22 protein-coding genes and 1 pseudogene are annotated in these 26,931 nt (G+C 67.9%); 11 read left to right on the top strand and 12 right to left on the bottom strand.

Translation table 11 applies throughout. The annotated features are described in order from the left end of the window. Positions 1–25 precede the first annotated feature (25 nt). The 3 genes from CPH63_RS18110 to CPH63_RS22830 all read left to right on the top strand — a co-directional run bounded on the left by CPH63_RS18110 (position 26) and on the right by CPH63_RS22830 (position 5,051). Entirely contained in the window at positions 26–2,938 is a 2,913-nt protein-coding gene (locus CPH63_RS18110) for a glycoside hydrolase family 2 TIM barrel-domain containing protein (protein ID WP_096304189.1), read from the top strand. After that, positions 2,935–4,089 (top strand): galactose-1-phosphate uridylyltransferase, encoded by a 1,155-nt coding sequence (gene galT, locus CPH63_RS18105; RefSeq protein ID WP_096304188.1) that lies wholly within the window; start codon positions 2,935–2,937, stop codon positions 4,087–4,089. The genes CPH63_RS18110 and galT overlap by 4 nt, the downstream gene beginning before the upstream one ends. Positions 4,090–4,259: 170 nt before the next feature. After that, entirely contained in the window at positions 4,260–5,051 is a 792-nt protein-coding gene (locus CPH63_RS22830; RefSeq protein ID WP_197704429.1) for a hypothetical protein, read from the top strand. A gap of 60 nt (positions 5,052–5,111) precedes the next feature. Here CPH63_RS22830 and CPH63_RS22430 read toward each other — a convergent pair whose 3' ends face one another. The 3 genes from CPH63_RS22430 to CPH63_RS18085 form a co-directional block, all read right to left on the bottom strand. Beyond that, positions 5,112–5,570, bottom strand: coding sequence for a hypothetical protein (locus CPH63_RS22430; RefSeq protein WP_157749637.1), 459 nt, complete (start codon positions 5,568–5,570; stop codon positions 5,112–5,114). A gap of 54 nt (positions 5,571–5,624) precedes the next feature. Then, positions 5,625–7,493 carry a DEAD/DEAH box helicase gene (locus CPH63_RS18090; protein ID WP_096304186.1) on the bottom strand — a complete coding sequence of 623 codons (1,869 nt, stop codon included), beginning with the start codon at positions 7,491–7,493 and terminating at the stop codon, positions 5,625–5,627. A gap of 69 nt (positions 7,494–7,562) precedes the next feature. Beyond that, positions 7,563–10,382 (bottom strand): LuxR family transcriptional regulator, encoded by a 2,820-nt coding sequence (locus tag CPH63_RS18085; RefSeq protein WP_096304185.1) that lies wholly within the window; start codon positions 10,380–10,382, stop codon positions 7,563–7,565. A gap of 182 nt (positions 10,383–10,564) precedes the next feature. Here CPH63_RS18085 and CPH63_RS18080 point away from each other — a divergent pair, with 182 nt between their 5' ends. The 4 genes from CPH63_RS18080 (at position 10,565) to CPH63_RS18065 (ending at position 13,940) form a co-directional block, all read left to right on the top strand. Then, positions 10,565–11,470 carry a Dyp-type peroxidase gene (locus CPH63_RS18080; RefSeq protein WP_096304184.1) on the top strand — a complete coding sequence of 302 codons (906 nt, stop codon included), beginning with the start codon at positions 10,565–10,567 and terminating at the stop codon, positions 11,468–11,470. 66 nt (positions 11,471–11,536) lie between these two features. Further along, positions 11,537–12,628 (top strand): S-(hydroxymethyl)mycothiol dehydrogenase, encoded by a 1,092-nt coding sequence (locus CPH63_RS18075; RefSeq protein WP_096305263.1) that lies wholly within the window; start codon positions 11,537–11,539, stop codon positions 12,626–12,628. Positions 12,629–12,651: 23 nt separating this feature from the next. Beyond that, the gene (locus tag CPH63_RS18070) at positions 12,652–13,275 is read left to right on the top strand and encodes an MBL fold metallo-hydrolase (protein ID WP_096305262.1); all 624 of its coding nucleotides are present in this window, start codon (positions 12,652–12,654) and stop codon (positions 13,273–13,275) included. A 146-nt stretch (positions 13,276–13,421) separates the two neighbouring features. Beyond that, the gene (locus tag CPH63_RS18065) at positions 13,422–13,940 is read left to right on the top strand and encodes a DUF3145 domain-containing protein (protein WP_096304183.1); all 519 of its coding nucleotides are present in this window, start codon (positions 13,422–13,424) and stop codon (positions 13,938–13,940) included. Between the two features lie 139 nt (positions 13,941–14,079). On the opposite strand, the pseudogene CPH63_RS23265 reads toward CPH63_RS18065, so the two are convergent. The 8 genes and pseudogenes from CPH63_RS23265 to CPH63_RS23260 all read right to left on the bottom strand — a co-directional run. Next, a pseudogene (locus CPH63_RS23265) lies at positions 14,080–15,057 on the bottom strand (YbhN family protein); the annotation flags it as partial. A gap of 36 nt (positions 15,058–15,093) precedes the next feature. Further along, positions 15,094–15,675, bottom strand: coding sequence for a signal peptidase I (lepB, locus tag CPH63_RS18055; protein ID WP_096304181.1), 582 nt, complete (start codon positions 15,673–15,675; stop codon positions 15,094–15,096). 105 nt (positions 15,676–15,780) lie between these two features. Beyond that, the gene (locus tag CPH63_RS18050; RefSeq protein ID WP_096304180.1) at positions 15,781–17,199 is read right to left on the bottom strand and encodes an acyl-CoA carboxylase subunit beta; all 1,419 of its coding nucleotides are present in this window, start codon (positions 17,197–17,199) and stop codon (positions 15,781–15,783) included. A gap of 37 nt (positions 17,200–17,236) precedes the next feature. Further along, the gene (locus CPH63_RS18045; RefSeq protein ID WP_096304179.1) at positions 17,237–18,469 is read right to left on the bottom strand and encodes a beta-ketoacyl synthase; all 1,233 of its coding nucleotides are present in this window, start codon (positions 18,467–18,469) and stop codon (positions 17,237–17,239) included. An 86-nt stretch (positions 18,470–18,555) separates the two neighbouring features. Next, positions 18,556–18,798, bottom strand: coding sequence for an acyl carrier protein (locus tag CPH63_RS18040; protein ID WP_096304178.1), 243 nt, complete (start codon positions 18,796–18,798; stop codon positions 18,556–18,558). Positions 18,799–18,873: 75 nt separating this feature from the next. Next, a complete protein-coding gene (locus tag CPH63_RS18035) occupies positions 18,874–19,842 on the bottom strand; it encodes a beta-ketoacyl-ACP synthase III (protein WP_096304177.1) in 969 nt (322 codons plus the stop codon). 6 nt (positions 19,843–19,848) lie between these two features. Continuing rightward, positions 19,849–21,018, bottom strand: coding sequence for an acyltransferase domain-containing protein (locus tag CPH63_RS18030; protein ID WP_096304176.1), 1,170 nt, complete (start codon positions 21,016–21,018; stop codon positions 19,849–19,851). 167 nt (positions 21,019–21,185) lie between these two features. Beyond that, a complete protein-coding gene (locus tag CPH63_RS23260; RefSeq protein ID WP_197704428.1) occupies positions 21,186–22,358 on the bottom strand; it encodes a CdaR family transcriptional regulator in 1,173 nt (390 codons plus the stop codon). Between the two features lie 85 nt (positions 22,359–22,443). On the opposite strand from CPH63_RS23260, the gene CPH63_RS18020 reads away from it, so the two are divergent. The 4 genes from CPH63_RS18020 to CPH63_RS18005 all read left to right on the top strand — a co-directional run bounded on the left by CPH63_RS18020 (position 22,444) and on the right by CPH63_RS18005 (position 25,684). After that, positions 22,444–23,538: a PHP domain-containing protein gene (locus CPH63_RS18020; RefSeq protein ID WP_096304175.1), complete on the top strand. Its 1,095-nt coding sequence runs from the start codon at positions 22,444–22,446 to the stop codon at positions 23,536–23,538. Next, complete coding sequence (locus tag CPH63_RS18015; protein ID WP_096304174.1) at positions 23,535–24,188, top strand: pirin family protein; 654 nt, start codon at positions 23,535–23,537, stop codon at positions 24,186–24,188. Before CPH63_RS18020 ends, CPH63_RS18015 begins: the two co-directional genes overlap by 4 nt. 128 nt (positions 24,189–24,316) lie before the next feature. Beyond that, positions 24,317–25,216 (top strand): aldo/keto reductase, encoded by a 900-nt coding sequence (locus tag CPH63_RS18010; RefSeq protein ID WP_096304173.1) that lies wholly within the window; start codon positions 24,317–24,319, stop codon positions 25,214–25,216. Positions 25,217–25,240: 24 nt separating this feature from the next. Further along, complete coding sequence (locus CPH63_RS18005) at positions 25,241–25,684, top strand: hypothetical protein (protein WP_096304172.1); 444 nt, start codon at positions 25,241–25,243, stop codon at positions 25,682–25,684. On the opposite strand, the gene CPH63_RS18000 is transcribed toward CPH63_RS18005, so the two are convergent. Beyond that, entirely contained in the window at positions 25,647–26,930 is a 1,284-nt protein-coding gene (locus CPH63_RS18000; protein ID WP_157749636.1) for a glycosyltransferase 87 family protein, read from the bottom strand. The two genes, CPH63_RS18005 and CPH63_RS18000, sit on opposite strands and share 38 nt — an antisense overlap. Position 26,931 lies beyond the last annotated feature (1 nt).

Below are 26,931 nucleotides of genomic sequence, written 5' to 3'. Positions count from 1 at the left end.
CAACCGTCGTCGAAAGGCACAAAGAATGCACGACTCCTCCGCTCCGCTGACTTCGGTCCTGCCGGGGTCCGGACGATGCCGGCCGCGCGCCCGGCTGGTCAGCGACGCGCGCCGCCTCGATCTCACCGGCACCTGGCGGTTTCGCTGGAGCCCCACCGCCGACGATCCATCGACCGGGTTCGAGCGGCCGGAGTTCGACGACACAGCCTGGGATGAGATAGCGGTTCCCGGCCATTGGCAGCTCCAGGGCGGTGACGATCGAAGGTACGGATCCCCGAACTACACGAATGTGCTGTACCCGTTCCCGGTCGAGCCGCCGTTCGTCCCGGACGAGAATCCGACCGGGGAGTACCGGCGCACGTTCGAACTCGATGGGGCCGAGCTCGATGACCACTGGCGCCGCGCCGTGCTCCGCTTCGACGGCGTCGACTCGCACTTCGCGCTCTGGTGCAACGGGGTCGAGGTCGGCTTCGCCACCGGCAGCCGCCTCACCACCGAGTTTTCGATCGGCGAGTTGCTGCGCCCGGGCCCGAACGTCATCGCGGTACGCGTGCACCAGTGGTCGGCGGCCAGCTACCTCGAGGATCAGGACATGTGGTGGCTGTCGGGCATCTTCCGCGACGTCACGCTGATCGAGCGCGCGCTCAACCCGCTCGATGACGTCTTCGTCCACGCCGACTACGACGCGGCGTCCGGCTCGGCCACCCTGCGCGTGAATACGAGTGCTCCCGCGCTGATCAGCTGCATCGAGCTGGGACTGGATTCGGTCGACCCGGATGTCGCGCACCGGCTCGACGGCGTCACACCGTGGACGGCCGAGACCCCACACCTCTACGACGTGACGGTGGCTACCGAGGGCGAGTCGGTGCTGGTGCGGGTCGGATTCCGGCGTGTGGCGATCGTCGACGGGGTCTTCACCGTCAACGGCTCGCCGATCCTGCTGCGCGGGGTGAACCGTCATGAGTGGCATCCCGACCACGGCCGGGTCATGGACGCCGAGACGATGCTGGCCGACGTGCGGCTGATGAAGCAGCACAACATCAATGCGGTGCGCACCAGCCACTACCCTCCGCATCCTGATTTCCTCGACCTCTGCGACGAGTACGGGCTATGGGTGGTGCTCGAGTGCGACCTGGAGACGCACGGCTTCGAACCCAATGAATGGCGGCACAATCCCTCCGATGACCCGAAGTGGCAGGGCGCGCTGCTGGACCGGATCGAACGCACGGTGGAGCGGGACAAGAACCACGCCTCGATCATCATCTGGTCGCTGGGCAATGAGTCGGGGCACGGCGCCAACCTGGCCTCGATGGCCGAATGGGTGCGGCACCGGGACCCGAACCGGCCGATTCACTACGAGGGTGACTGGGACAGCGCCTACGTCGACGTGTACAGCCGGATGTATGCCACCCACGCCGAGGTGGAGGCGATCGGACGCGGGGATGAGCCGATGACCATCGACCCGGCCAACGACGAACACCGGCGCGCCATCCCCTTCATGCAGTGCGAGTACGCACACGCGATGGGTAACGGCCCCGGCGGCCTCACCGAGTACCAGGAACTCTTCGAGAAGTATCCGCGAATCATGGGTGGATTCGTCTGGGAGTGGATCGACCACGGCGTGCGCCAGCAGACCGCCGACGGTGTCGAGTACTTCGCCTACGGCGGCGACTTCGGTGAGGAGCGCAGCGACGGCAACTTCATCACCGACGGCCTCGTCTTCCCCGACCGTCGCCCCTCGCCCGGCCTCATCGAGTTCAAGAAGGTCATCGAGCCGGTGCGGATAGGCGTCACCGGCGACGGCATCAACATTCGCAACGGGCGGGACTTCGCCGACACCGGCGACCTGCGCTTCGTGTGGGAGATCTCCGAGGAGGGTTGGGTGCTCGGTGCGGGGGAGTTGCTGGTCGCAGCAGTGCCCGCTGGGCGGGAGGCGAACGTTGCGCTGCCCGATCTGGTGGAGGCGGCCGTTCAGAGTGCGGCCGGCGAGGTGTGGCTCACCGTCCGCGGCGTCCTCGCCGCCGACCAGCCGTGGGCGCCGGCCGGCCATGAGATCACCTGGGGACAGGGTGCGCTCGCGACCCCGGCTCGGGCCGGTGCCCCGGTGACCGATGACCTCGACCGATCGGCCTTCGACGCTCGCTCCGGCCGGCTGCTGCGAATCGGTGGCGTGGCCGTGGTCGGCCCGCAGTTGGATGTGTGGCGCGCTCCGACTGACAACGATCGCGGTGAGCACGGAGTCGCGATGGAGCCGGTATGGCGCCGACTCGGCCTGCACCGGATGCGCCATCGCACAATCGACGTCGACTTCCAGCGGCAGCGGCTTGAGGTACGCACCCGCGTGGCCGCCTCCTCGAGTGATCTCGGGCTCTTGGTGACCTACCTCTGGAGCCCGCTGACCGACGATGGGCTGCGGTTGGATGTAGAGGTCGCGCCCGAGGGCGAGTGGCCGGCGCCGCTGCCCCGCCTCGGTCTGCTGCTGGAGCTTCCGAGCAGGATCACCGATGTGGAATGGTTCGGCGGCGGCCCGGGTGAGGCGTACCGCGACAGTGGGGCCGCCGCACGAGTGGGGCGGCACCGACTGAGCGTCGACGATTGGCAGACGCCCTACGTCTACCCCCAGGAGAACGGCAGCCGTCGCGGTGTGCGCTGGACCCGACTCGTCGATTCGGCGGGAGACGGGATCCTAATCGAGGGTGCGCCGACGGTCGAGCTGACGGTCCGGCGGTGGACGAGCCACGATCTGGAGCGCGCTCGGCACACCTTCGAGCTGAGGCCGCGGGACGCCGTATACGTCAACGTGGACCTGGCCCAGAACGGGCTCGGCACCGCCTCCTGCGGCCCCGGTGTGCTGCCTCAGCACCAGCTGCGGGTTGAGCCGGCCTCCTTCTCCGTGCGATTGACCCCCATCTCGTCGGCCACGGCGCGGACCCGATGAGCGAGGAGGCGATCGGGGAGGCGGCAGAGCCGATTGGAGAGAATGGGCCCGCCGACGCGACCGGGGTACCGCGGGAACCGGTTCGCACCCGGCTCTCGGACGGGCGTGAACTCCTCTACTTCGACGACGAGCCGAACGTCGAGCACACCGCCGTCGACCGGCGCGGGCTGGAGCCGGCCGAGATCACCTCCCAGGCCCGGTGGGACGTCCTCACCCGGGAATGGACGGTCATCGCCGGCCACCGGCAGCAGCGCACCTTCCGTCCGGCGACCTCGGACTGCCCGCTCTGCCCGACCCGCGGGGACATGCTGACCGAGGTGCCCGACGATCACTACGACGTCGTCGTCTTCGAAAACCGGTTCCCGTCGCTGGCCGCCTCGGCCGCGGCCAGCGTGCCGGTGATCGATGAGCCGCCATTCCGCTCGGGGCCCGGTGTCGGGCGCTGTGAGGTCGTGGTCTTCACCGACGACCACACCGCGTCCTTCGCCTCGCTCAGCCCACGTCGGGTGGAGACGGTCATCGATGCCTGGACCAACCGCACTGAGGAGCTGCAGGCCCGGCCGGATGTCGGCTTCGTGTACTGCTTCGAGAACCGCGGTGACGAGATCGGAGTGACGCTGGCCCATCCGCACGGCCAGATCTACGCCTACCCCTTCGTGCCGACCCGGATCGCCCGAACCGGGCGTTCGTTCCTGCAGGCGGCCGCCGGCGGCGACGGATGCCTGCAGTGCAACCTGCTGCAGGCCGAACTCGCCGCCGCCGATCGAATCGTGATCGCGGGGGAGCATTGGGTGGCCTACGTGCCGTTCGCCGCTCGCTGGCCCTACGAGGTGCGGATCGTGCCCCGGCGCCACCTGGGCAGCCTCCCCGAACTGAACGCGGCCGAGCGGCGCGAGCTGGCTCGGGTCTACCTGGATGTGCTGACCCGCTTCGATCGGCTCTGGGACTCGCCCGCCCCCTACATCGCCGGGTGGGACCAGGCCCCGGTCGGCGATTGGGGGAAGGGTTGGCACCTGGCCTGCGACATCTTCACGATCCGACGGGCCACCGGAAAGCTGAAGTACCTGGCCGGTTCCGAGTCCGGTGCCGGCGTCTGGATCAACGACATCTCACCCGAACGGGCGGCGGCCCGGCTCCGGGACTCCAACTGAGATCGACGGCGTTGATCGTGGGGTGGCGCAACTGGAATTGATTCGTTACCGGTCTTCTGCATCAAATCGGGGCGCGCTGGCATCTAGTAGACGAGCGGACCAACTCGGTCCGAAGTCGACGCGTCGGATGTTGGCGGAGGGCCACGGTGTTGAAGACGGTTTCTGAACGGATGATCGTTGTTCTGTTGATCGTTGCGGCAGGCAGTGTCACCGCCTGTACCGCCTCGAAGGTGCAGGCGGGCCCGTCGGTCACTCCGACGTCCCAGCTCGCGACACCGACAGTGGTGCCGACCCCGGCACCCACTCCGGCACCCACTCCGGCACCAACTGTGGCACCAACTGTGGCACCAACTGTGCTGCCCCCTCCACGGCCCAGTTCAACGCCCCGTCCGCGCAGCACCCCGGCCACGGTCCGGGTCGTCGTCCGTCCGGTCACTTCAACGGGGCGCGCGGCGGCGGGCTACAGCGTCACCACCGACACCAGCGTGCCGCTGGCCTGCACGCCGGGTGGCACTCAATCGTCGGTGGCCGCGGTTGACCCGAACATCCTCGGCTGCTCGCCGTCCGCCGCGTACGCCGTCGCCTGCTGGCCGACGCCGCAGACGACCCAGGTGCTCTGCCTGCGTAACCCCTGGGTGCGCGGCGTGGTCCGCATGACGGCCGACTCGAATTCCGCGAAGACGTCACCGCCGAAAGTCCCGCAGCCGCTTGGCCTAGTGCTGGCCGACGGGGACCGATGCACCGTCCGCGACGGAGGTGCCTGGGGCCAGAGCAGCACGCAGCCCTCCTGGGTCGGCTACTTCGCCTGCATCCACGATGGAGACGTCTGGGGCCCGATCGGGCCGGGGTATCAGGACGGAGTGAATCGCTCGGCCGCGCTCTGGCGGGTCGAGGTTGGCGGCGAGGCCGGCAAATTGCGCAGCGTCGCTGTGCGCACGGCCTACTTCGTCGGCACGGCCTAGCGAGCCGCGGTTGCCGCCAGCCAACTACTCAGCCAACTACTCAGCCAACTACTCAGGCAACTACTCCTGCGGCCACACGAAGTCGGACGGGATCGCTGCGCCTCGGCGCCTGTCGATCTCGGAAGCGGCGCGCAGCGCGAGTCCGCTCGGGTACGTCATCATCGTCGTCGGCGAAGGAAAGAGAAATTGCAAGGTTCGGCCGGTCTTCAGGGTGAGGATCAGCCCGACATGACTAACAACCGTATTGGCAACCGTGACAGCGCCGACATCAGTCTCTGCGATGTCGCGCCAACTCAGCGTTCCTACGGTCATTCCCTTGGCCGTGACGAGGCGCAGGCCGGACGACTCCAGAAGCATGCCCCGCCACGCGTATCTGCTCCGCGCATCGACACAGACCGCACCCCATCCACCCGCTGGTACGAACGTCGGGATTCGTGACCACCGTCGTTTGCTTATGGAAATGCTGATGAAAAGCGTCAGGGCGCAGACCACCAGCGCGCCTCCCCACCCCGCTGCCATAGCCGACATGCTGCCACCCCCATCGCCGCGGCGCTCACTGAAACTCGACCAGGTTTACCGCGGGTGGCGGGGCTTCTTCTCCTTCGCCTTCCCGTCCTTGGACGGGCGCTTGTCGGCGAACTTCTTGCCGCCGGCCGAGCCGACCGAGCCCGGGCGGCTGGGGCGCTTGCCCTGATAGCCGCCCTGATTGCCGCCCTCCGACGGTGCCATATCGGCCGGGCTCGCGAGGGCGAGCTCGATCAGTTGGCCGGAGATGCGCGTCGACTTCAGCGCGGCCAGGGTGCTCGCTGAGAGATCCTTCGGCAACTCGACCAGCGTGTGGTCGACCCGGATGTCGATGGCGCCGAAGTCGGCCCGTCCGAGCCCACCTTCGTTGGCGATGGCCCCGACGATCGAGCCCGGCATGACCTTCTGCCGGCGCCCGACCCGGATGCGGTACGTCGCCATCTCCACGTCGGAGCGGCGCGGGCGTCCGCGATCGTCGCCGTCGCCACGGCGCGGGCGATCCGGACGGTCGGAGCGCGGACCGCGGTCGGGGCGATCGAAGTTTCGTTCGCCGCTGCCCTCGCGCGCGGCGCGGCGCGGCGCCGGCGGCTCGGGCTTGAGGAGGAAGGAGTCCTCCTGGGAGAGGACGGCCAGGGCCGCTGCGACGTCCACCACCGGAACGTTGTGCTCGCGCTGATAATCCTCGATCAACCCACGAAACAAAGAGATTTCCGGGGAGAGGAGGCTCGCTGTGATGGCATCGGTGAACTTTGCTACGCGCGAGGTGTTCACATCGTCGACGGTGGGCAGCGGCATCTCGGTGACCGGCTGGCGCGTGGCCCGCTCGATCGAGGCGAGCAGGTGCTTCTCCCGCGGCGTCACGAACATGAGCGCTTCGCCCGACCGCCCGGCCCGGCCGGTGCGTCCGATGCGATGCACGTAGGACTCGCTGTCGTGCGGGATGTCGTAGTTGAGGACGTGACTGATGCGCTCGACGTCGAGGCCGCGGGCGGCGACGTCGGTGGCGACCAGGATGTCCAGATCACCGGTCTTCAACTGGCCGATGGTGCGTTCCCTCTGGGCCTGAACGAGGTCTCCGTTGATGGCGGCGGCGGCGAAGCCCCGGGCCCGTAGCCGCTCGGCCAGGTCCTCGGTGGCGCTCTTGGTGCGGACGAAGATGATCATCGCCTCGAATGGCTCAACCTCCAGGACCCGGGTGAGCGCGTCGAGTTTCTGCGGGTTCGCGACCTGGATGTAGCGCTGCCGGGTGTTGGCCGCCGTCATCGTCTTGGACTTGACCGTGATCTCGGCGGCGTCGGTGAGGTACCGCTTCGAGATTCGCCGGATCTGCGACGGCATGGTGGCCGAGAAGAGGGCCACCTGCTTGTCTTCGGGAGTGTCGGCCAGGATCGTCTCGACGTCCTCCTGGAAGCCCATCTGCAGCATCTCGTCGGCTTCGTCGAGCACGAGGAAGCGAAGTTTGGTGAGATCCAGCGTCTTCTTGTTCAGGTGATCGATGACCCGCCCGGGCGTCCCGACGACGATGTGCGCGCCGCGGCGCAGCCCGGCGAGCTGGATTCCATAGCTCTGACCACCGTAGATTGCCAGCACATTCAGTCCCGGCATGTGGTGGGCGTACTTGCTGATCGCCTCCGACACCTGCAGGGCCAGCTCCCGGGTCGGGGCCAGGATCAGGGCCTGCGGCTCGTGCTGAGTCAGGTCGATCTGGGAGAGGATCGGGATGGCGAAGGCGGCGGTCTTGCCGGTGCCCGTCTGGGCCAGGCCGACGACGTGGCGCCCGGAGAGGAGTGCGGGGATCGTTGCCGCCTGAATGGGAGAGGCGCTCTCGTAGCCCACGTCGACCAGCGCGCGCAGCACGCGTTCGTCGATGCCCAGTTCAGCGAAGGAAATCTGCTCGTCGTCGTCGGAGTTAGTCATCGCACCCCAGCTTAGGTGACGTAGGCGCTCCGAACGACCGGCCCGACCCGCCGAACTGCCCCACCCGCGCTAGTTCTGACTCTCCTCCAGGACCAGCGATCCCTGATACACAGCGCGGATCAGTTCGTAGCGCCCCGCGTGCCCGGTCTTGGTATATATCCTGGAGAGGTACACCTCGACGGTCTTGGCGCTGTAGTGCAGGGCGGCCGCCACCTGCTTGTTCGACATCCCCTCACTCACCAAGCGGGCGATGTTTCGCTCCGACGGAGTGAGATTCACGGTGGGCTGGCTGCCGATGTGCCGGGCCGCGTCGCTGGTGTTCTTGGCCGAGGCGGCGCGCTGCCGCCAGGGAGTAGCACCGACCGCGTCAAAACCTTCGAAGGCACCGGCCAGATTCGTCTGCGCGTCGGCGCCCAGTTCGGCCAGCACCAGCAAGCACTTCGCGTGTTCGAAGAGCAGTCCCTCGCGCTGGGCGATCAGGGCAGCCGAGTGTGCGGCCTGCACGTCGCCGGCCGCCGCGCCGAGCGCGCGCAGCGAGTAGACGTCCAGCAGCGACCAACTCACTGGACGCAGCAGTTCGAAGTTCTGTTTGGCGACCACGGCGGCCTGGGTCGGGTTCGTCTCCAGCAGGATGTCGACGAGTTCGTGGGCGACGAAGCTGAGGAAGGTGTAGCGCCGCGCGCGGGCCCCGAATTCGCAGTAGGAGCGGAGCATCTCCTGTGCTGTCTCCAGGTCGCCCCGCAGGCGCGCGATCCGGGCCCGGGCGACCACCTCCAACGGATCCAGGAAGGTGCTGGAGCCGCGTAGCTTCTCGCAGACCGCGACGGCCTCGTCGAGTTCGCCGCGATCGGTGAGGATCAGGGTGGTGATCGCGCGAATCACCCGCAGCGGGCGCTGGGTGCCGAAGGTCTCCAGCATCCCGGTCGTCGTCTGGGCCGCCGCCAGCGCCTCGCTCCAGCGGCCGCGCAACCAGGCGATCATCACCTCGCTCACCTCGGCGAAACCGCCGGAGCTGACCCCGACGATGCCCTCGCGCAGCCGCCGCACCTCGGCGAAGTCGTCCTCGGCGGCGGCCAGCCCAGCCGGCCCGGACGCCGCGTACTGGGTGATCGTCGGTTTGAGTTCGGCCCGAATGGTCGGCGGATAGGCCTGGAAGTGCGTCTGCAGGGTGGCGCGAAGGGCGGAGACGTCGTCGCTGCGTCCGGTGGCCGAGGCAAACGAAAGGAGGTGAATGACAGCGACGGTGCGGGAGATGTCGACCGGGACGTCGGAGGAGTTCATCGCGGCGACGTAGTGCTTCTCGGCGTCGCCGCTGCGACCGGCGTGACTGAGCATGTTGGCCAGCCGTGCGTGGATGCCGAAGGTCTCATCCGGCTCCGGGTGCGCCGACTCCAGCACCTCGATCGCCTCGGTGAGGCGCATCGTGTCGAAGAGGGCCCTCGAGGCGAGCCGGACGAATTCGGTGGTACGCCGCTCGGGCGGCAGGGTGTGGACCAGCTCCTCCATCAGGTCGGCGGCCGCGGCCGAGCGGCCGCTCAGGATCAGCCCCTCCGCCTCCCGAATCAGAATGGCGATTCGCTCGTCCGAATCCTCCGGGAGGAGGCCGGCCGCTCGGTGTAACCAGCCGGCCGCGACCAGCGGCGAGCGGGACCAGGCGGCGTCGGCGGCCTCGAGCGCCACCGCGGCCGCGTCCGGATCCCGCTCTGAGATCGAGCTGCAGATGTGGGTGGCGAGGTCGAAGATGTCGACGTCGACCCCGGTGTGCCTGCGCTGTACCAGCATTTCGGCCGCGGCCGCATGCATGCCCCGCCGCTCCGCGTCGCCGATCGCGTTGTACAGCGTCTGCTTCATGATCGGGTGGACGAAGCGATAGCCGCCGTCAGACGACTTCATGAGTAGCTTCTTGGCGACGAGGGAATCGAAGGTGGAGGTGACCTGGTCGGAATCGAGGCCAGTCAGTCGCTGCAGAATGTCGAGCTGGGTGAGTGGGAATCGGGCGAAGATCGACAGGGCCTTGCCGACCTGGACCTCGGTACCTCCGGCCGAGAAGAAACGGCCGAGCAGTTGTGCGGCGTGCTGGGACTGGTCGGGCTCGGTCACCTTGAGCGTGACCGGATCCGTGCCGAGGTCGAGCGCCTCGTCATTGATCAGCTGGGCTATCAGTTCCTTCGCGAAGAGTGGGTTGCCGCCGCTTCGCTCGGTGACGAATGTCGTGAGGTGCTGCGACGGGACCGCCTTCAGTTCACTGGCGATCAGGTGGGCGATCTGGCGACTGTGCAGCGCGCCCAGCTCGATCACTGACGCCCGGTTCTCGGCCTCCAGGCGCTGCACGAAGGGCAGCAGGTCCCCAGTGCGTTCGGGATGTCCCGGCCGTAACGTGAGCACGATCAGCATCGGTACGCCGCGCAGCTGCCGAGACAGCAGCCCGTATAACGTCACCGAGGCCGGATCGGCGCAGTGCATGTCCTCCAGCGCGAGCAGCACTGAGCCTTCGGCACTCAGCAGCTTGAGCAATTCGGCGAAGGCGAGCATCACCTCCTCCAGGCGAGCCGTGGGGCCCTTCGCGTCGACAGCGGACACCGGAACATCGATCGCCGCTCGGGCCCGCTTCAGGGCGTGCGCAGCCTGCGGCGACAGAGGAGGGCCGGTTACTTGGGAGAGGGCATCGCGGAAGACGGCATAGGGCGCGCCGCTGTCGAACTCGTCGGCGCGACCGACGATGGCGTAGTGCCCCTCCTGGCGGGCGCGCTGGGTGAGTTGGAAAGTCAGATGCGATTTGCCGACGCCACCCTCGCCCACAAGTAGCGCGGTCTGGACATCCCGGCCTTCGGCGGTGGTACCGAGTTGGCGCTGCAGCAGCCCCCATTCGGCACTCCGTGGGACCAACAATTTGGGCTACCTCGTGGACGGGGGGTTAATGGCGGTCATATACAACTTGCTCCGCCCCGGCCAATATGTCTACTTAAAAGCGATTGGCAGATTCTCCGGACCCGCCTGCGGGCGCGATGGCGGCGTTCGCCAGACTTGGTACTGACGAGTTGACGGGTTGGTCGGTTGGGGGAGTCGGTCGAATGGCGACTGCGCAGTCAGGAATCTTCGCAATTGGAACCTCCGCGCACTGTTATCTGGAGTTCGACCGGATCGACGGAGTGGCCGAGGCTGACTTCGTCCGGGCCGTCTGTGCCCTCGATGAGCCGGCAACCACCGTCGGCGGCGTCAACATCGTGCTCGGCCTGCGGCCGGAGCTACTGGCCGCCGTCGCGAATGAGTACGCGATACCCGGCGTCCGGGCATTCACCGAGCCGATCACCGGCGTCGACGGGTTCACCATGCCCGCCACCCAGCACGATGCCTTCGTCTGGGTCGCCGGAGCCGCGCAGGATCTCGTCTTCGACATTGCGGCCGAGCTGATCAGCGGGCTGGCCCCGGTCGCCGCGCTGGGCAGTGAGGTGACCGGGTGGGCCTATCAGCACAATCGTGATCTCACCGGTTTCCAGGACGGAACCGAGAACCCGACGCTCACCGAGGCGGTCGAACTGGTCGTCCTCCCCGACGATGCCCCCGGCGCGGGCGGATCCGTGCTGCTGGTCCAGAAATGGGCGCATGACACGGCGAGCTGGCTGAAACTCGACGAGCACGAACAGGAGCTGGTGATAGGGCGGACGAAACTGGCCAGCATCGAACTCGAAGATGACGTGAAGCCGGCGACCTCACATGTCTCCCGCACCGTGGTTGAGGAGGGCGGCGAGGAGCTGGACATCTTCCGCCGCAATTCCCCGTACGGCACCGTCTCCGAGCACGGCACGATGTTCATCGGGTTCAGCGTCGACCAGCATCGCCTGGATCGGATGCTACGTCGGATGGCCGGAGCGGAGGATGGGATCCGCGACGCACTCACCCTTTACACGAGCGCGCTCAGCGGCGCTTACTACGTTGTGCCCTCGGTGGAGGGACTGCGGGCGATGAGTACGGTCTAGTCATCTCACCTCTGCCAGCTGAGATTCTTCGAATTAACCGAAGACGAACCGTGAGGACGGATGTCGATGAGCCACGAAGTTCAGGGCGTTGTCAGCTTGAAGCAGGGCGAACCGGTGTCGCTGGTGACCATTCTGGTGCCCGATCCAGGACCGGCCGAAGTTCTGGTCAAGGTGCTGGCCTGCGGGGTCTGCCACACTGACCTGCACTATCGCGAGGGGGGCATCAACGACGAGTTCCCCTTCCTGCTCGGGCATGAGGCCTCGGGCATCGTCGAGGCGATCGGGTCGGGCGTCACCGATGTGCAGGTCGGTGACTTCGTCGTGCTGAATTGGCGTGCGGTCTGCGGCCAGTGCCGGGCCTGTCGACGCGGCGAGGCGCAGTACTGCTTCAACACCCACAACGCCGAACAGAAGATGACGCTGGCCGACGGCACGCCGCTGAGCCCCGCTCTCGGTATCGGAGCCTTCGCCGAGAAGACGCTCGTGCATCAGGGGCAGTGCACCAAGGTGGATCCGGCCGTCTCACCGGCGGTGGCCGGCCTGCTCGGCTGCGGGGTGATGGCCGGAATAGGCGCGGCGATGAACACTGGCGCGGTCAAGCGCGGGCAGAGCGTCGCCGTCATCGGCTGCGGCGGGGTCGGGGCGGCCGCGGTGGCCGGAGCACGGTTGGCCGGCGCGGCGAAGATCATCGCGGTCGACGTCGATGACCGCAAGCTCGCCGGAGCCGTGGAACTCGGCGCGACGCACACCATCAACTCGCGCGGCAGCGATCCCGTCGAGGGCATCCAGGCCCTCACCGACGGCAACGGCGCTGACGTCGTCATCGACGCCGTCGGGCGTCCGGAGACCTACAAGCAGGCCTTCTACGCCCGCGACCTGGCGGGGACGGTGGTGCTGGTCGGCGTGCCGACGCCCGAGATGAAGCTGGAGCTTCCGCTGCTCGACTTCTTCAGCCGGGGCGGGGCGCTGAAGTCCTCCTGGTACGGCGACTGCCTCCCCTCCCGCGATTTCCCGATGCTCATCGACCTGCACCTGCAGGGCCGGCTGCCGCTGGAGAAGTTCGTCACCGAGACGATCGGCCTGGGTGACGTCGAGGCGGCGTTCGCGGCGATGGGTCGCGGCGACGTGCTGCGCTCCGTCGTCGTCTTCGGGGCCTGATCGTGGTCAGCGAGCCGCCCGGCATGCGCATCGACCATCTGGTGACCTCGGGGACGTTCTCACTCGACGGCGGTACCTGGGACGTCGACAACAACGTCTGGATCGTCGGCGACGACGAGGAGTGCCTGCTCATCGATGCGCCCCACGATTCGGTGGAGATCCTCGCGGCCATCGGCGACCGGCGCCTCATCGCGGTGGCCTGCACGCACGCGCACGACGACCACGTGGATGCGGCGCTCGCCGTCGCCGCGGCCAAGGACGCCCCGGTCTGGCTGCACCCGGCCGAGGCGCCGCTGTGGCAACTGACCCACCCGGGCCGGGCCCCGGATGCTGAGTTGGCCGACGGCCAGCGGATTCAGGTCGGCTCGATCGAACTCGAGGTACTGCATACGCCGGGGCATTCGCCGGGCGCGGTCTGTTTCTACGTGCCGGCGCTGCACTGTCTCTTCAGTGGAGACACCCTCTTCAACGGCGGCCCCGGGGCAACTGGACGTTCGTTCTCCAGCTTCGACACGATCATCGAGTCGATCAGCACGAAACTGCTGGTCCTACCGGCGGAGACGGTGGTGCATACCGGGCACGGCGAGGACACCGCAATCGGGGCCGAGGCGCCGGCGCTGGCGGAGTGGATCGCCCGGGGCCATTGATTGATGCGACGCAATCCTGAGGCATTTCTCAGAGTTTGGGGTGGCGTAACACCATGAACATGCGCCACAATGGTAGGCACGCGTACCACTAGCTTTCAGACGAGACGTTGGGGAAGACGATTTCGTCGACGAAGCGGAGGTGTGCGATGACGACTTCCCGTGCGCATGGTGCGACGGCAAGCCGAGGCGTGGTGTTTATTCACTGCTGCCCTGCCGCGATTGCTCCTCACGTCGAGTGGGCGCTCGCGGGTGTATTGGGACGACCGGACAAGCTGAGCTGGACCGAACAGCCCGCTGCCCCCGGACATCTGCGGGCCGAGGCCAACTGGATGGCGCCGCTGGGCACGGGCACCCGGCTCGCCGCTTCGCTGCGGGCCTGGCCGATGCTGGTCTTCGAGGTGACCGAGCAGGGCACTGCTGACTCTGATGCCGAGCGTCTGGCCTACGTTCCCGGACGCGGCTTCCACCGCAGTCTGGTCTCGGCCAACGGGGATGTGATGGTCACCGAGGAGCGTCTGCGTGGGCTGCTGGCTCGCGCCCGTACCGCCGATGACTACACCCATGGACTGCAGGAGTTGCTGGGCACCGCCTGGGACGCCGAACTGGAGCCCTACCGCTACGCCGGCGACGGTTCTCCGGTGACCCTGCTCCATCAGGTCGTCTGAGCAGGCTGAGTCGTCTGAGTCGGGTAGTCCGACTGGTCGGGTAGTCCGACTGGTCGTTGCTGGCCGGTTCCGTCGAGGGCTCATCGGTTGGTTGATGCCGGTCGTGGTGGGTCACCAGCGGTGCGTAACAGGCCAGCCCGATCGGGATCGGAATCCAGAAGCTGATCAACCGCCAGGCCAGTACCCCGAGAATCGCGATGCCGCGCGTCGCGTTGAAGGCGACCAGGGTCGGCACCAGGATCCCCTCCACCACGCCGAGCCCGCCCGGCGTGATCGGCAGTGCCGCCGCCACGTTGGCCAGGCCGTAGGCCACGATCAACCCGACCGGCCCCAATGAATGGCCGAAGGCCCGCACGCTGCACCAGAGCGAGAAGGCGTCCAGAAGCCAGTTCACGGTCGCCCAGATCAGGGTCTGGCGCAGAAAGCGACGGTCCGAGCCGAGTTCGCGCAGGGTCGCAGCCAGGGCGGTGATCAATCGAGCGCCGGACTCCGGGTCGACGTGCGGGAGGCGGGCCAGAAGCGCACTGACCAGTGAGATGATCGTGGCCTGGCGGCGGACGATCAGGGCACCGGCCACGGCGACGACGAGGATCATCAGCATTCCGAGGGTGGCGATCGGCCCGTAGAGCGAATCTCCCCCGTGCAGGGTGAGGGCGAAGATGAGCCCGACGAAGAGGATCACGTTCAGAACGACGGCCGAACCGACCGTCTGCAGCGTCTTGCCGGTGGCGGCTTTCTGGGCCGGGACCCCAGCCCGCAGCAGCAGCCGGTACCCCAGGCCGACCCCGACCACTGCGCCGGCCGGAACGACATGACTCACCGCCATCGTGCTGAGGTCGATCTGGGCCAGTCGCCAGTAGCCGGGTGACCTCACCCGCAGCGTGCGCTGGGTCAGCCGGACGTAGGCGAGCAGTGAGGCGATCTCGGCCACGATCCCCAGCGTCAGCCAGGCGATGTTGACGTCGGAGAGGAGATGGATGGTCTTGCGGGCGCCGGCGATCTGCGGCAGCAGCACATAGTTGAAGACCAGCAGGATGGCCAGAATGCCCAGGGCCGGCTTGATGACCTGGCGCAGTGGAATTCGGCGGTGCTCAGCCGAGTTCGCGGGGGGCACCATTACTCCAGTCTGCCCCGTCGGCGCGCACGCGCTGACTCAGAACGACGTTGCCCGGCTGATCGGCCAGACGATCGCGGTCACGCGGCCGATGATCGTGCCGGTCGAAATGGGGCCGAAGATGCGACTGTCATCGGAGTTGCAGCGGTTGTCACCCATCACGAAAACCTGATTCGCCCCGAGCACGGTCGCCCCACTCCAATCCGGGGCGAGCGCCGCGCAGGCCGGGTTCACATAAGTCTCGTGCTGCACCTTGTCATTGATCCACAGCACCGGACCGGCCCAGCGGACCTTGTCACCGGCGACCGCGACCACCCGCTTGACGACGCTCTTCTCAGTGATCGTCTTGTCCAGGGCCGGCGGGCGACTGAAGACGACGATGTCTCCGCGGTGCACCGGGTGCAGTCGGAACGAGATCCGGTTCACCAGGATGTGGTCGTTGCCATGTCGGCAGTCCGCGCCGCCGCAGAGGGTCGGCTCCATCGACGCTGAGGGGACGAAGTAGACCCGGAACGCGACCGCGTGCACGATCTGCAGGCAGACCACCAGCAGGACGGCCACAAGAACGACACGTATCAGACGTCCCGAACGGCGTGCGCTCCCTGCATCGGGTGCAGCCATCTGTGTCGCTCCTCCTCGGCAGAATCTGACCTCGGATAGCACCAATCGGCACGAACGTGAGAAACCTACGAATCTTTCTACCTTGAATTTGCCGACTAGGAGCGGTTAGAGCGGAATATTGCCGTGCGCGCCTCGACTGGCCGGCTGCGCGGCCAGCGTCTCGGCGAGAATTGCCCGGGTGTGGTTCGGTTCGATGACCCGGTCGACGACGCCGATCTCGATGGCTCGGGCCACGCCGCCGGCGATGAGCTCATGCTCGGCGGCCAGCTTGGCGTGCAGTGCCTCCCGCTCCTCGGCCGGCGCGGCGGCCAGCTTCTTGCGGTGCAGGATGCCGACCGCGGCCGACGAGCCCATGACCGCCACCTCGGCGCCGGGCCAGGCGTAGACGGCGCTCGCTCCGAGCGATCGGCCGTTCATGGCGATGTAGGCCCCGCCATAGGACTTGCGGGTCACCAGCGTCACGCTGGCCACCACCGCCTCGCCGAAGGCATGCAGCAGCTTCGCTCCGCGGCGGACCACGCCGTCCCACTCCTGTCCGACTCCCGGCAGGTAGCCGGGCACATCGACCAGCACGACCAGCGGCACCCCGAAGGCGTCAGCCATGCGCACGAAGCGGGCGGCCTTCTCGGCACTGGCCGAGTCGAGGCAGCCGCCCAGACGCAGCGGGTTGTTGGCGATCACGCCGACCGTGCGTCCGGCCAGCCGACCCAGCCCGGTGACGATGTTCGGCGCCCACATGGTGTGGGTCTCGACGAAACTGTCGGTGTCGAGCACCCCGGTGATCAGCGGGTGCACGTCATAGGCGCGTTTGCGGTTCTCCGGCAGCAGGCCGGCGAGGTCACGGTCAGGGCCGACCAGGTCGAGGTCGAAGTTGCCTTGTAGGGCAAGCAGCTCGGTGACGTCGCGGGCCGCCTCGATCGCGTCGGCGTCGCTGTCGGTGGTGATGTGGACGACGCCGCTGCGCCGTCCGTGGGTGTCCCGCCCGCCGAGTGACTCCATGTCGACGCTCTCACCGGTGACGCTGCGCACGACCTCGGGTCCGGTCACGAAGACCCGGCCCGCCTCGGACATGATCACCAGGTCGGTCAGCGCCGGCCCGTAGGCGGCGCCACCGGCCGCCGGGCCGAGGACGACGGAGATCTGCGGGACCCGGCCGGAGGCGCGGATCATCGCGGCGAAGACCAGGCCGACCGCGTGCAGCGCGGTGACTCCCTCGGCCAGCCGGGCGCCGCCGCTGTGCCAGAGTCCGATGACCGGCACGCGAGTGCGCAGCGCCTCGTCGATGGCATCGACGATGTGCACGCAGCCTTCCTCGCCCATCGCCCCACCCATCTTCAAGGGGTCACAGGCGTAGGCCACGACCGGCGCACCGCTGATGGTTCCGGTGACCGACTGCACCCCGCTGTCGTCGCGGGCGTGCATCATCTTGACGCTGCCGGCATCCAGGAGCAGGCCCAGACGGACCAGCGGATCGCGCGGGTCGAGGGTCGTTTCGGCCACGTCGGGCTGTGCAAGTGCTGTCATAGCTCACTCGCCTTTCTTGAGGACCCAGACAGCTGGATCAGGCTTTGCTGAAGAGGAGGGCGACATTGTGGCCGCCGAATCCGAAGGAGTCGCTCATCGCGGCCGGAACGGCCATCTTGCGGGCCTCGCGGGGGATGTCCACGCGCACCGCGTCGTCCGGATCGTCGAGGTTGATCGTCGGTGGCACGAGGTCGTTGTAGACGGTGAGCACGGTGGCGATCGACTCGATGGCGCCGGCTGCCCCGAGCAGGTGCCCGGTCATCGACTTGGTGGCGGTGACCACCGTCTGCTCGCCGAGCATGTCGGCGATCCAGCCGGCTTCGGCTCCATCGCCGGCCGGTGTCGAGGTGGCGTGCGCATTCACGTGGACGACGTCGGCGATGTCCAGGCCGGAGCGGTCCAGCGCGGTCTGGGCGGCCCGGCGCTGACCGTTGCCGGCCGGGTCGGGCTGCACGATGTCGTGGGAATCTGCGGTGATTCCGGCTCCGGAGAAGGAGGCGTAGATGCGGGCATTGCGCGCGTTGGCGCTGGCGCGGGTCTCCAACACCAAGACACCGGCGCCTTCGCCGAGCACGAACCCGTCGCGTCCCTTGTCGAAGGGGCGCGAGGCCGCGGTGGGCTCGTCGTTGCGGGTGCTCATCGCTCGCATCTGGGCGAAGCCGGTCATGGTCAGCGGGTGGACGCAGGCCTCAGTGCCACCGACGACGACGATGTCGGCCCGTCCGAGCTGGATCAGATCGAGGCCGTAGGCGATCGCCTCGGCACCGGAGGCGCAGGCGCTCACCGGTGTGTGGACACCGGCCCGGGCCCCGACCTCGAGTCCGACGTAGGCCGCCGGACCGTTGGGCATGTTCATCGGGATCAGCAGCGGAGAGACCCGGCTCGGGCCCTTCTCCTTGATGATGTCGTACTGGGTGAGCAGGCTGGTGACGCCGCCGATGCCGGTGCCGATGACGACTGCGACCCGCGTCGGGTCGAGGCCGTTCTCCTCGGAGTTTCCGGTGAATCCGGCATCCGCCCAGGCCTGTCGGGCCGCGACCAGGGCCGCCTGCTCACTGCGGTCCAGTCGACGGGACAGAACCCGGGGCAGTACGTCAGCGGGGTCCACCGTCATCTGCGCGGCGAACTGCACCGCGATCGACTGGGCCCAGTCGGCTTCGATCGTGGCGACGCCGGAACGGCCTGAGATCAGACCGTCCCAGTACGTCGCCACGTCCCCGCCGAGTGGCGTCGTTGCTCCGAGTCCGGTGACTACAACGTCGATTGTCATTGGGTTCCTCGCCGTCTTCGATTCAGTACCGCTTCAGCGGACCCTGGAACGGGTTCCGCTGTGAAACAGGGGGATCACCGAAGTGATCAGGAGTGGCTGGCGATGAAGTTCACAGCGTCGCCGACGGTCTTCAGATTCGCCAGTTCGTCGTCGGGGATCGACGCGCCGAACTTCTCCTCAGCCGCCATGGCGACCTCGACCATCGACAGCGAGTCGACATCCAGATCGTCGGAGAAGGTCTTCTCGTCGGTCACGTCCTCGGGGGACACGTCGGCTACCTCGTTGAGGATCTCGGCGAGGCCGGCCCGGATTTCGTCGGTGGATGCCACTGCATTTCCTTTCGGTTGGTGTTGCTCAGGTTGATGCGGGTAAAGGCGGGCGCCGCGCGGGCGGCGGCTGGGTTGCTACGGGCAGAGCACGACCTGGCCGGCGTAGCTCAGGCCGGAGCCGAAGCCGAGCAGCAGGACCGGGTCGCCGGAGGAGATGTCGCCGGCCTCGACCATTCGCGAGAAGGCCAGCGGGATCGTGGCGGCGGAGGTGTTCCCCGAGGTGACGATGTCGCGGGCCACCACGGCGTTGTCGGCGCCGATCTTCTTGGCGATCTGGTCGATGATCCGCAGATTGGCCTGATGCGGGATGAAGGCGGCCAGGTCTTTCGGCTCGATACCGGCCCGGTGGCAGGCCTCGATTCCGACCGGCGCGATCTCGCTGGTCGCCCAGCGGTAGACCGCCTGCCCCTCCTGGCGGAAGAAGCGGGACTCTTCGTCGATGGCCACCGCGTCGAATTGGGCGCCGTCGCTGCCCCAGACGATAGGCCCGATGCCGGTCTCCGGGGCCGCTCCGACGACGGCGGCGCCGGCTCCGTCGCCGAGGATGATGCAGGTGCTGCGGTCACTGAAATCGAGCCAGCCGGAGAAGCGCTCCGAGGCGATCACCAACACGTTGCGGGCCTGTCCGGTGAGGACGGCGCTGGAGGCGGCATTGAGTGAGTAGACGAACCCGGAGCAGCCGGAGCTGATGTCGTAGGCGCCGGGAGCCTCGATGCCGAGGCGGGAGGCGACATGGGGCGCCGCCGCCGGAATGGGCGTGGTCATCGTGCAGGTGGCGACGATGACCATGTCGATGTCAGCGGCGCTGAGCCCGGCGGCGGCCATCGCCTTGCTGCCGGCCGACTCGGCCATGTCGACGACTGTCTCATCCGGATTGGCATAGCGTCGCTCGACCACGCCGACGCGGGTGCGGATCCATTCGTCGTTGGTGTCGACACCGCGCGCGACCAGATCGTGGTTGGTGATGACGTTGCTCGGCCGGTAGTGCCCGAGGCCGAGGATTCGGGTGGCCGGCGCGACTGGTGCGGAGAGGAGACGGGTCATTGCTACCTACGCTTCGCTCTGGAGACGGGCAACGGGGAGTCCGGCGGCCACGATGTCGCCATCGTGCTTGAGCCATTCGGCGAGCTCGCCGGCGCTGGGTGCGATCACCGGGTGGGCGTCCCGGTTGGTGGTGATGGTGCCGATTCGGGCGCCGCGGGCGACCTGCTGCCCCTCGTGCAGATCGTCGTGACGGGTGAAGACGCCCTTGGCCGGTGTTACGACAACCTGGAAGTCAGGGGTGTGCTCACCCTGGCTGACCGCACCGTAGTTATCCAGCAGCGCGAGGGCGGCCGGAAGGTCGCTCGGCGTCTTCAGGGCCACCACCTTGACCTCCGGCAGTTCGCGTTTGGCGAGGCCGGCCAGCGCACCGGCCGGGGCCAACTCAATCGCGGCGTTGACCCCCAGGTGGGCGATCGTCGCCTGGCACAGGTCCCAGCGCACGGAACGGGTGAGCTGCCCGATCAGGTTGGAGATGACCAGGGATGCGGTGGCCAGCGCCGTGCCGTCATAGTTGCTCAGCAGCAGATGGGTCGGGTCGTTCAGCGTCAGGTCATGGGTGAACTCGGCCAGCGGGCGCTGCGCGCTGGTCATGAAATCGGTGTGGAACGCTCCGGCCACCGGCAGCGGGCGGACTCGGACCCCGGCCGGCGGATTCGCGGCTAATTTAGTTAGCCCGTCCTGGGCGCCGGCGGCGACGATCTGTCCGGCTCCGTTGCGGTTGGCCGCCGTGAGACCGACCGCCTCGATGGCGGCTACCACCTCGTCCGGGTCACCACCCAGCAGCGCGGTCATCCCGCTCGGGGCGAGTGCGCAGGCCGCGGCCATGGCGGCGCCCCGATGGGCGGCGAGGGCGACGGCATCCGCGGTGCTGAGTACGCCGGCGATGGCGGCGGCCGCCACCTCGCCGACCGAGTGTCCGGCGGCCAGGAAAGTGCTGTGCGTGGTCTCCAGGCCGAGCTGACCGGCGGCGATGAGACTCAGTGCCACGATGAGCGGCTGGGTGACGGTGGTGTCCTTGATCTCGTCGGCATCGGCCGTTGTGCCGAGACGGCGCAGATCAAGCTTGGCCGTGTCGCTGAAGAGCTCCACCTGCTCGGCGACGCCGGGCAGTTCGAGCCACGGCGAAAGCATGCCGGGCGTCTGCGCGCCCTGTCCCGGAGCAAGAATCGCGATCATGCCCTCAACTGTGCCGTCCCGGCCGGGTAATGAGCCAGGGCGACGCGCACAGCAATATCGGGCGAGTGCTTGTAGCTAACCTCTAAGTGACTACCCTCTCAGTGAGGCAATCCACGGCCCGTGCTAAGAGGATTCATCCAATCGTTACCCACGGTTACCTCACCGTCTCATACGACGGGAGCGCCCAGGCGACCGAGCGCGAGGGCGAGCGCGATGATGAAGGCGCCTCGCGGATCGGTGGGAGATTCACCGCAGACCTCGCTCGCTCGCCGCAGCCGGTAGCGCACCGTGTTGGTGTGCACGAAGAGGGCGCGGGCGGTGCTCTCCAGGGCGGCGCCGTTGGCCAGGAACGTCGCGACCGTCTCGACCAGTACGTCGCCGCCCTCCACCAATGGCTTATAAATACTGTCGATCAGCGCGATTCGGGCATCGACGTCGCCGTTGAGGGCCCGCTCCGGAAGTAGCGAATCAGCGGCCACCGGGCGCGGAGCTCCCGGCCAGGCGGGCGCGGCGGCGAGGCCGCTCAGAGCGCTGCGCGTGACGGCGCTGGCGTCATTGACGTCGGCGACCAGTGGCCCGACCACCACCGGTCCGTCGCCGAAGGCCTCGAGCATGTCGGTGGCGACGAGGAGCGGATCGGTCACACTTCCGAGCACCATGACGAGGCGTCCGCCCAGAACTCCGGCCAGAACGTCAAGGCTAAGCTGATTAGCTATCTTCCGCGCGTCGGCCAGCACCTCGTCCACCGGACGATCGGGTGCTGGACCGACAACTGCCGTCACCGGGCCGGTCGACCGCCACCCCAGGGCGGCGATCTGGCTGGCCGGCGAGAGCTCGCTGGCCGAGTCGCGGACCAACCCGTCGATGAGCAGCGCCTCCAGCCGGGTGTCCCAGGCACCGCGCGACTCGGCGGCCCGGGCGTAGACGCGGGCCGCTGCGAAGGCGATCTCCCGGCTGAAGCGCAGTAGCTCCAACCGGGCGGCGTCCTCGCTGGCACCGAGCAGCTGCGGAATCTGCTCCTCGGCCACCGCGATGGTGACCCGTACCAGCTCGACGGTCTGCTGCAGCGTGACCATGCGGGCCATCGCCCGGGGGGCGGCGGCGAAGACCTCGCCGGTGAGTCGCAGCACCTCGTCGGGGGAGCGCAGCCACTCGACGAAGGACGCGACGCCGGCCTGCGCCACCAGGGCCACCCAGGAGCGCTGATCGGCCGGCAGCGCACGAAACCAGCTGAGCTGCTCATCCATCCGAGCCACGCTGACGGTGGCGATGCGTCCGGCCGACTGCTCGATGAGCCGGATCGTCTCCGCCGAACTCGCGTCGTCGCTGGTGAGTCTCACGGCTCTAGCCTTCCAGAAACCGACTCTCCCGCAACCATGTGCCCAGCGTCCCACGCCGGATACCGCTGGGGCGAGAATAACTGATATGACCGAACGCGACCCGGTGGCCGATCTACGTCGTATCGCCTTCCTGCTGGAGCGTGCGCACGAACCGAGTTACCGGGTCAAGGCGTTCCGCACCGCAGCCAACGTCTGCGCCGAACTCTCCACCGACGACCTGCGCGATCGGGCCGAGGCGGGAACCCTGCGCGAGCTGGCCGGCGTCGGCGAGGTGACGGCCCGCTGCATCGTCGAGTCCTTCGCCGGAGAGGAGCCGGTGTACCTGCGCCGGGTCGAGGCGACCGGGGAGAAGCCGCTGGCCGAGGCCGGTGCGGAGTTGCGGGGCGCCCTGCGCGGCGACTGCCACACCCACTCGGACTGGTCCGACGGTGGCTCCCCGATTCGCGAGATGGCCGAGGCGGCGCTGCTGATCGGCCATGAATACATGGTGCTGACCGATCATTCGCCGCGCCTGAAGGTCGCCAACGGGCTCACCGCCGAGCGTCTGGAGAGCCAACTCGACGTGGTGGCCGAGCTGAACCGCGAATTGGCGCCATTCCGGATTCTCACCGGCATCGAGGTGGACATCCTGGTTGACGGGACGCTGGACCAGACGCCGGAGCTGCTCGGGCGGCTGGACGTTGTCGTCGGCAGTGTGCACAGCGAGCTACGGATGCCCTCGGCGGAGATGACGCCGCGGATGGTTGCCGCGATCTCCAACCCACACCTGGACATCCTCGGTCACTGCACCGGCCGGATGGTCACCGGCAAGCGGTTGCGGCCCCCGTCGGAGTTCGAGGCGGAGATAGTCTTCGCCGCCTGCCGGCAGTTCGGCGTCGCGGTCGAGGTGAACTCGCGTCCCGAACGGCAGGACCCGCCCAAGCGGCTGCTGCGCCTGGCGGTCGAGGCCGGCTGCCTGACCTCGATCGACACCGACGCCCACGCGCCCGGGCAACTGGATTGGCAGCCCTATGGGTGCGACCGGGCCGCCCGCTGTGCGGTGCCGGTGGAGAGCGTCGTCAATGCCTGGGGCATGGAGGATCTGCTGGCCTGGGCCGCCGACCACAGCCACCGCCCCACCATCCAGCCCGCAATCCAGCCCACCATCCAGCCCGCCCCGACACCCGACTCGGCGCGATGATTCGGATCCTGCGGGGCGAGGAGCGGTTCGTCAGCTCCGGCAGCGGGATCACTTCGCGGCACGCCTTCTCGGCCGGTGCCTACTTCGATCCGCAGCGGATGGGATTCGGCGCGCTGATCGGCCACGACGAGCACCACCTCGCACCGGGTGCCGGGTTCGACGCCCATCGGCATCGTGATGTGGAGATCCTCAGCTGGGTCCTCGAGGGCGTGCTCACGCACGCCGACGACACGGGCCGGCGGCACGATGTTCATCCCGGCCAGCTGCAGTACCAGCGGGCCGGAGTCGGGATCACGCACAGCGAACGGAATGCGTCGGATCGACAGCCGCTGCGCTTCATCCAGATGCTGCTGCGGCCGGGCACGCCACCCGGTCCACCCAGCTACAGGCTCTTCGACTCGGTGGTCGCTGACGGCTCTGCGCTGACGGCCGGCGCCACGCTTCGGGTGCTGGAGCTGGAGGACGGTGGCGAGTCTGTGATCAATGTGACGTCGCGACTGCACCTGCATGTCACCGTCGGGGCGGTCGAACTCGGCGAACTGCCGCTGGCCGCCGGCGACAGTGCCGAGATTCGTGGCTCGAGCGGTGCGGCGGTGTGCCGGAGCATGCGGGCGATCGGCCCGGCCCAGGCCCTGCTCATCGAGTTCTGATCGCGCGGGGCGGTTCCTCCTAGAGGGCTAGCCTCGAGGAGGAACCGCGAAACCACCATTGAGGGAGCATCAACTTGGACCGCATTGATCTGGCCGGACTCAACGTTTCGGCTCAGGGCCTTGGCTGCATGGGCATGAGCGAGTACTACGGCGACACCGACTGGGAGAGCAGCATCGCCACCATCCACGCCGCGTTGGACGCCGGGGTGACCTTCCTCGACACGGCCGACATCTACGGAACCGGGCACAACGAGGTGCTGGTCGGTCGCGGCATCGTGGGGCGACGCGACGAGGTGCAGCTGGCCACCAAGTTCGGGATCGACCGCTCGGGCGGCGACGCCGATCGGCGCATTCGTGGCTCGGCGGCCTACGTGAAGCGGGCTTGTGACGCGTCGTTGCTGCGTCTAGGCGTAGACCACATCGACCTCTACTACTCCCACCGGCCGCCGCAGGACGTCGAGATCGAAGAGACGGTCGGCGCGATGGCAGAGCTCGTGCAGGCGGGAAAGGTACGTCATCTGGGCCTCTCCGAGGTTGACGGTGACCTGCTGCGCCGGGCCTACGCGGTGCATCCGATCACCGCAGTGCAGAGCGAGTTCTCCCTCTGGACGCGGGAGGTGGAGACCCAGGCGGTGGACGTCATGCGTGAGCTCGGCGTCGCGCTGGTGGCTTACTCGCCGCTGGGACGCGGCTTCCTGACCGCGACCATCGACATCGCCTCGCTCGGCTCGAAGGATTTCCGCGGCGTCAACCCGCGCTTCGCCGGCGAGGCCGGGGTGGCCAACCAGGCCATCGCCGATGCCGTCGCCGGGGTCGCGGCGAGCAAGGGTGTCGCGCCGGCGCAGGTCGCCCTCGCCTGGGTCTACGCGCAGCCGGAGCGCCTCGGTGTTTCGATCGTCGCCATCCCGGGAACGAAGCGAGTGAAGTGGCTCGAGCAGAACATCGCCGCCATGGACGTCCAGCTCAGTGCATCGGAACTCGACGAGTTGGACGCCCTCGCGTCGGTGGTGGTCGGCGCGCGCTATTAATCCACTGCGGTACGGAGGAATCGGATGAGTCTCTCGGCGAAATTGCGGCGGGCACCAGGTCGGCTGGCCACCGGTGCGTTCATTCTCAACGCGGGCCTGGGCAAGCTCAAAGGAGATGAACAGACGGCGGCCGCGATCCACGGCATGGCCGCCGGCGCCTACCCGGCGTTGTCGGGCATCGAGTCGAAGAAGTTTCTGAAGCTGGTCGCGGCGAGCGAGGTCGCGCTCGGTACGGCGCTGCTCACCCCGATCGTCCCGGCCGGGTTGGCCGGGGCCGGTCTGGCTGGATTCTCCGGATCACTGCTCGGTATGTGGTGGCGCACGCCGGGGATGCATGCGCCAGGCCGTCCGCTCCCGACCCAGCAGGGCACTCCCGTCGCCAAGGACATCTGGATGTTCGCGATCGGCGTCGGGCTGATGCTCGACGCGATCACGACGCGGGAGGGTCGCCGGAAGTCGGCCGACTAACCCGCACCGTCGCAAAGGTCCTGCGTCTTGTGCGCCATGACGCGCAATACGCAGGACCTTCGCGCTTCGAGCGCGGCAGGACGAGCGTGAGCAGCGCAGCAAACGCCCCGAGCACATAGGACGAGCCGAGGACCTGCTGACTGAGGTTCCAGGTCAGTTCGCGCCCCTCATGGTTGGGCAACCACCACGGTGGCGCGACAGCCAGCAGCAGCAAACCAGAAACCGCGACCACGAGGTGTCGAGGACGCCCGTGATTGGCAGCATCAAACGTGAGGGCCAGCAGGCCGACCACGCCCCAGACCCAGTGGTGCGTCCAGGAGATCGGCGAGATGAGCAGCCCGGCCAGCGCGTTCACCAGCAGGGCGAAGACCCGGGCACGATCGGGCGGGAGCGACCGAAGTATCCGGCGCATGCCTCGCCAGGCCAGAAGCGCAGCGAGCGCACTCAGCATTAGCCAGCCCAGTGAAAGGCTCGGTCCGGTTAGTCCGGCGCGGGCCAGTAGGCCGAGCAGGGACTGGTTGCCGGCGAAGATCGGCTCGCCGATACGTCCGGTCTGAAAAACGATGTGGCGCCAGTAGAGCTCCGTCTGGCTCGGAGCCAACAGGTATGCGATCAGGTTCATCGTGGCGAAGGAAGCGACCATATTGCGGGCTGCGCGACGGTCGCCGATGGCCAGGAAAAACAAGAGGAATATCGCTGGTGTCAGCTTGACGGCCGCGGCCATACCGACGAACCAACCTCGGTGACGATCGGCGCGGTGTACGGTCAACGGGCCGAGGCAGTCGAACGCGACGAGAAACATGAGCAGCAGGTTGATCTGGCCGAAGCAGAGGTCGCTGCGGGTGGGCTCGAGAAGCAGCGCCAACGGGAGCGCGACCAACTCCCCGAATGAGATGCGCAGACGCCCGACGGAAACGGCGCCACGCGTCCCGTTCTGCCCGCCGTCGAGGAGGTTGAACACACGTCGGATCGTCCACCACAGAGCGGCCATGCTAGCCGCCGTGATCGCGAGATTCGCCGTGGTGAGTGGCGCGATCGCCAGCGGAAGCATGAGCACCGCGGCGAAGGGTGGATAGGTAAAGAGGAGCAGGCCGCCATGCTGGGTGCGAGGTAGTTCGCTGTAGAGCCCGCGGTTGTGCAGCCAGGAGTCGACGCCGAGCCGGTAGACGTCCAGATCGCCGCGATACCCGCCGAAGCCGAGGCGATGCGAGCCGAGGCGGACAAAGAAGAGCGCAGCGACGATCATG

It is taken from the genome of Jatrophihabitans sp. GAS493 (assembly GCF_900230215.1).
In the GTDB taxonomy this organism is placed as follows: Bacteria; Actinomycetota; Actinomycetes; order Mycobacteriales; family Jatrophihabitantaceae; genus MT45.
The sequence above is the reverse complement of the archived record's forward strand: the minus strand, read 5'-3'. Positions and strand labels throughout refer to the sequence as shown.